Raw genomic sequence first — 5,649 nt, 5'->3', positions numbered from 1 at the left:
TCGGGAAGGCCTTCAAGGGATAAAAACTATCCTTCAACACCAGTTGACAAATTTCCGCTTTTTCAGTGAAATCACTCTTAGCCAAGCGCCAACACGCTTGCGACAACTGACGTATGCCAACACGTTTCCCCGTACTCAAATTTCGGAGGAACCCTCGGTGGTCCATTTAACTGCCTGCGTTCGACGACACTCCCAGCACCGGTCGCTCTCTGTGCGCGCACAACAATCTTGATCTCCACCTCATCGGTTTGTATGAACGGTTATTCGATTGACACTATGCTATAACGAAAAAATGGTTTCGTCAACCCTCACCTAACGCAAAATAATGCCCATCTGGATCTGGAAAGCCAAAAGCCCGCGTCCCAGCATCATCGACGATCGGCGTGGCGCCTTTGATCCGGGCGTGTGCCGCCTCTAAATCTTTGACAAAAAACATCAACGACGGCTGATTGTCGGCGACTTCTGGTGAAAATTCTTGGACGAAAGCGTTGCTGAATAACGCCAATTCTGTGGTTTCGTCAACGGCTAACACATTGGCAAAATGATTTTTGGGTAATTGGATGGTGTTCACTAATTTTACATTCAGCGTCTGTTGCCAAAATTCGGTGAGGGTTTCGACATCTGAAACGTATAACATGATCCGAGTTTTCATCTGTTTCCTCCGATGAGATGTTTTTGCGGAATTGCCTGCAACACGGTCGTCAACAAAATCAACGCGCCTCCGATCACTTCTGGCATCGATAAGTGTGTACCTAAGACGCCCACTGCGACCACTGTGGCGGTCAATGGTTCAAAGGCGCTGAGCATCCCTGTCGCACTGGGATCGATGTACGCTAACGACTTTAAATATAACAAATAGGCAATCGCAGTACCACCGACAACGATAAAAATAATCCCCAACCAATTGTTCAGCGTTAAGTGCGCTGGCATCGCCAAGGCGACTCGCGGTAAAAATACCAATGAGCCGATGATCATTGCCCAGCCCACCACCAGTCGTTCGTCAAATTGTTTCAATAACGGCCGTGGTAACAAGGTATAGCTGGCTTGACTGACGCCGGCGAGCACACCCCAAATCACCGCGGGTAATGACAACGCCAAGCTAGTCACATGCCCTTGCGTCACCAATAAGAATGTCCCAAGCAAGGCAATCACAATGGAAATCATGTCGATGCGTCGCGGTAATTGCCGATTCGCTGCCGCCAAATAAATAATAATAAATAACGGACCGAGAAATTGTAACACGGTGGCAGTCGCTGCATTCCCGTAACTGATGGCCATAAAGTATGTCGCTTGAGACGGCATCATCCCCAATAGTCCAAAAATCACCAATCGCCAGCCATGCCCACTTTTAAAAATCGACCATAGCGATTCATGCGTGTCGATTGCAAACCAGGCCAATAATAAAATTCCAGCGGACAACAAGCGCACCCCGACTAACCAAGTTGGCGACACATGCGCTGAAGCAAATAAATACTGCGCGACTGAGCCTGAGATGCCCCAAAGCATCGTCCCAAAAATGGCATAACAAATTCCGCGAGGCTTTTGCGAACGCGTCAGTGAGTCTGAAAGTTGCATAACGATTATCCTTTTCTATCTTTTATCACAATAGTTATCCATTATAAGCATTGTTTTACGTAAATTCAATTTAGGCCTTGCCTTAAAGCCCACTCCAAGGTTTATCATGACGGTGAGGTGATTTTGATGAACATTAAAGACGTTTCCACCAAACTCGACATTCCTGCCGATACCTTGCGCTACTGGGAGCGCGTCGGCGTGATCCCGCCAGTAACTCGCGCGACTTCCGGCTACCGCGATTATCAACCCGCCGACTTAGACTGGTGTAATTTTGCCAAGTGCATGCGCGAAGCCGGCGTATCCATTGAAGCCTTGATCGAATACATCGACTTATACCAACAAGGCGATAGCACCACTGACACCCGCAAAACTTTATTAGAAGATCAATTGGCCACTATTCAAGCCAAACGCGATGCCGTCCAAGCCACCTATGACAAACTCGCGTACAAAATTGCGCATTACGGCCAACACGGCCTGAATCCTTTTGCCCATAAGGAGGAAAAATAATGTTTGATTTTACGACTGTCCCAAATCGTCGCGGCGGTGATTCGATCAAATGGTCCGGCCCTGAAAAAGAATTGCCAATGTGGATCGCAGACATGGATTTTCAAACCGCTCCAGCTGTGATCGAAGCTTTACAGCAAAAAGTCGCCACTGGGATCTTCGGCTATGAAGAACCTCCGCGCGAATACTTTCAAGCCGTCAGCGATTGGTATGAAACCCGCCACCAAACCGCGATTCCTTTAGACTGGCAATTATTTGCGACTGGTGTCATCCCCGCTTTAAGTGCGTCGATTCGCCGCGTGACCAACGCTGGCGATAATGTCGTCGTGCAGACGCCAGTTTATAATATGTTTTTTAACTCCATTGAAAATGCTGGGCGTCACGTTTTACCGGCTGAGCTCGCTTATGACCGCGCGACGCATACTTACCACATCGATTGGGATGGATTGGAATCTGCCTTGGCCGAGCCATTAACTACAGCGATGGTCGTGTGCAATCCGCATAACCCGATCGGCCAAATTTGGACGCGCGACGAACTGACCCGGATCGCAGAACTCTGCAAGCAAAATGGTGTGACCTTGATCGCCGACGAAATTCATGGGGACCTCACATTGAATGGTCATGAATACACCCCAACGTTTAGCTTGCCAGAAGCCTTACGTCAAAACTTGATCACCTTAGTTTCGCCAAGCAAAGCCTTCAACCTCGCGGCGATTCATGCTGCGACGGTAATTGTTTCCAATCCAACGTTGCGCGCAAACATCGCCCGAGGCCTTGGCGTGTATGAAGTCAATGAACCTAACTTAACTGCGATTCCTGCAAGCATCGCCGCTTACACCAAAGGCGCTGAATGGTTTGATGCGCTTCGCCAACAACTCAATGCCAATTTACAAACGGTTCAACAATTTGATTTAGGCGATGCCATTGTCACCCCTGCCACGGCGAATTACCTCTTGTGGTTAGACATTTCTGCCTACACCCATGACAGTGCCAAACTCGCTGATTTTCTCGAAACCAAAGTCGGCTTAAAGCTCAACGCCGGCTCAGATTACCGCGGTAATGGGCATGATTTTCTCAGATTAAATATCGCCTGTCCTCAAGCCTTGTTACAAGACGGTTTGACCCGTTTGCAACAAGGGCTCAACTTATATCGAAAGGATTTTAATGACTAACTACGACCAACAATATTTCACTGGTGAACGCGCATTGTTTCAAGCACACGATGCGCAAATCACGAATTCTACTTTTGCGGCTGGGGAATCCCCTTTAAAAGAAGCCCAAAACATTACCCTCAACAACAGTATCTTCAAATACAAATATCCGCTGTGGTACGCCAAGCATGTCACCGTCACGGATTCGATTTTAGAAACCATGAGTCGCAGTGGCATTTGGTACACTGATGATATTTCATTGAAAGACACCACTGTCCAAGCACCAAAAGAATTCCGCCGCAGTCACCACATTAAACTCGATCATGTGCATTTTGCTGACGCAGAAGAAACCCTGTGGCAATGCGACGATATTAAAATCGATCATGTCGACGCCACCGGCGACTATTTTGGCATGAACAGTTCAAATATCACCATCGATCACTTAAACCTGGTCGGCAACTACGCCTTTGATGGCGGCAAAAACATTGAAGTGCACAACTCAACATTTGTCACCAAAGACGCCTTTTGGAATTGTGAAAATGTCACGATTTATGATTCCACGATCAATGGCGAATACTTAGCCTGGAACACCAAAAACCTCACCTTGATCAACTGCACTATCGAATCCGATCAAGGCTTGTGCTATATCGACGGGTTGAAAATGATCAACTGCAAACTTTTACGCACGGACTTGGCGTTTGAATACTGCAAAAACATCGACGCCGACATTCACAGCCATATCGATTCCGTGAAAAATCCGATTTCTGGTCAAATCACTGCGGATTCGATCGGTGAAATCATTCAAGATGATGACCAAATCGACACCTCAAAAGTCGCCATTCACAGTCGTTTGCAAGCCCAAGCCTCATAGCTTGCCCTTGACAAGATTAGAAAACCGTTGTAAGTTTATGGCAATTACAAGTTAAGGAAGTTCACTTATGACCAATAGTTTGACCACATCGCCACGATTTTTCTCCCGGTATTTCGGATAGTCATCCGATACGCCCGGGAAATTTTGTGGCGCGCGGATGACTGAATGCATCCGCGAGTCAGGCTGATATCACTTTTTAAAAGTGACCCCGACACCGGATGCGCATGCGTCTGGTGTCTTTTTTAACGGTAAAAGAAAGAAGGAAGCAACATGCCAAAAACCAAACCTGGTTTACTCAAAGATCTCAAACATACATATGATGGCTTAGGCGCCAACCCGATTCGCGTCTTTGATGCTGAAGCCAGCAAAATCGAAGGCGTCGTCAAGTTATCCCTCGGCGAACCTGACTTTAACGTCCCAGAACATATCAAACAAGCGGCGATCAAATCGATCAACAACGACGAATCGCACTATGCCCCAACCCCAGGTTGGCCAGCTTTTCGCCAAGCCGTCGTGCATTTCTTAAAAGACCGCTACGACTTGGATTATGATGCCAATACTGAAGTTACCGTCACCGTTGGCGCGACTGAAGCCTTGCATTCTTGCTTGGATATTGCGTTAAATCCCGGCGATAAGATCTTAATGCCTAGCCCAACATTTTCTTTGTACGACCAACTCGTGCGCATCAATGGAGCGGAACCGGTTTACATGAACACCGAAAGCACCGGCTTTGTGCTGACGCCTGAACAATTGCAACAAGCCATCGACACGGTGCATCCAAAAGCCATTTTGTTGAACTTCCCTTCCAATCCAACTGGCGTCACTTACAGCAAAGCGCAAGTTGAAGCCTTAGCGGCCGTGATCGCCAAAACCGATTTGATCGTGATTTCTGATGAAATTTATTCCGAACTCACTTATGGGTCAACGCATTACTCGTTTGCCAAAGCCTTGCCTGAACAAACCTTGCTGATCAACGGTGTCTCCAAGTCTCACGCGATGACCGGCTGGCGGATCGGCTTTGTTGCTGGCCCTGCCGACTTGATGAAAAAAGTTGTGTTAGCCCATGCCTTCAACGTCACCTGCCCCTCCAACCCGGCCATGGCTGGCGCGATCGAAGCTTTGTCCACTGAAGCTGGTCGCGAAGATTCCTTGGCAATGAAAGCCGAATACATCAAGCGTCGCGATTTTGTGGTTGCGGCCATGACCAAAATGGGCTTTGGCGTACCAAATCCAAATGGTGCCTTCTATGTCTTCGCCAAGATTCCAGCGGGCTACATTCAAGATGGCAATGACTTCTGTTATGACTTGTTGCACAAAAACAAGCTGGCTTTGATCGCCGGCAATGGCTTTGGGCCTGGTGGTGAACATTATGTCCGCTTGAGCTACGCCGCTTCGATGGCTGATTTGCAAGAAGCCATGAAGCGCCTGCAAGCTTATATCGATGAAAACAAACCAGCTTAATGCAAAAAAAATTACTGACTCGTCACGGGTCTGCCATAATCCCTTTATGGTTGTCAGATGAAATACAATAATTCATCTGATGATTAT

Annotated in this window: 6 protein-coding genes; 4 read left to right on the top strand and 2 right to left on the bottom strand. The window is 47.6% G+C overall.

The genetic code is table 11. The annotated features are described in order from the left end of the window. Nucleotides 1-301: 301 nt before the first annotated feature. Both FD01_RS04485 and FD01_RS04480 read right to left on the bottom strand, forming a co-directional pair. Complete coding sequence (locus tag FD01_RS04485; protein WP_054719395.1) at nt 302-652, bottom strand: VOC family protein; 351 nt, start codon at nt 650-652, stop codon at nt 302-304. Continuing rightward, on the bottom strand, nt 649-1,575 hold the full coding sequence (locus tag FD01_RS04480) for an EamA family transporter (protein WP_054719392.1): 927 nt from the start codon (nt 1,573-1,575) through the stop codon (nt 649-651). The genes FD01_RS04485 and FD01_RS04480 overlap by 4 nt, the downstream gene beginning before the upstream one ends. 126 nt (nt 1,576-1,701) lie before the next feature. Here FD01_RS04480 and FD01_RS04475 point away from each other — a divergent pair, with 126 nt between their 5' ends. From FD01_RS04475 to FD01_RS04460, 4 genes are all read left to right on the top strand, one after another. Further along, nucleotides 1,702-2,082 (top strand): MerR family transcriptional regulator, encoded by a 381-nt coding sequence (locus FD01_RS04475; RefSeq protein WP_054719389.1) that lies wholly within the window; start codon nt 1,702-1,704, stop codon nt 2,080-2,082. Continuing rightward, the gene (locus FD01_RS04470; protein ID WP_056962837.1) at nt 2,082-3,251 is read left to right on the top strand and encodes a MalY/PatB family protein; all 1,170 of its coding nucleotides are present in this window, start codon (nt 2,082-2,084) and stop codon (nt 3,249-3,251) included. Before FD01_RS04475 ends, FD01_RS04470 begins: the two co-directional genes overlap by 1 nt. Continuing rightward, on the top strand, nt 3,244-4,101 hold the full coding sequence (locus tag FD01_RS04465; RefSeq protein ID WP_056962835.1) for a DUF3737 family protein: 858 nt from the start codon (nt 3,244-3,246) through the stop codon (nt 4,099-4,101). The genes FD01_RS04470 and FD01_RS04465 overlap by 8 nt, the downstream gene beginning before the upstream one ends. Nucleotides 4,102-4,371: 270 nt before the next feature. Continuing rightward, on the top strand, nt 4,372-5,562 hold the full coding sequence (locus tag FD01_RS04460; RefSeq protein WP_056962833.1) for an aminotransferase class I/II-fold pyridoxal phosphate-dependent enzyme: 1,191 nt from the start codon (nt 4,372-4,374) through the stop codon (nt 5,560-5,562). Nucleotides 5,563-5,649: the final 87 nt, after the last annotated feature.

The organism is Lacticaseibacillus manihotivorans DSM 13343 = JCM 12514, from assembly GCF_001435035.1.
In the GTDB taxonomy this organism is placed as follows: domain Bacteria; phylum Bacillota; class Bacilli; order Lactobacillales; family Lactobacillaceae; genus Lacticaseibacillus; species Lacticaseibacillus manihotivorans.
Note: the sequence above shows the minus strand (reverse complement) of the source record. Positions and strands in the feature narration are given on the sequence as shown.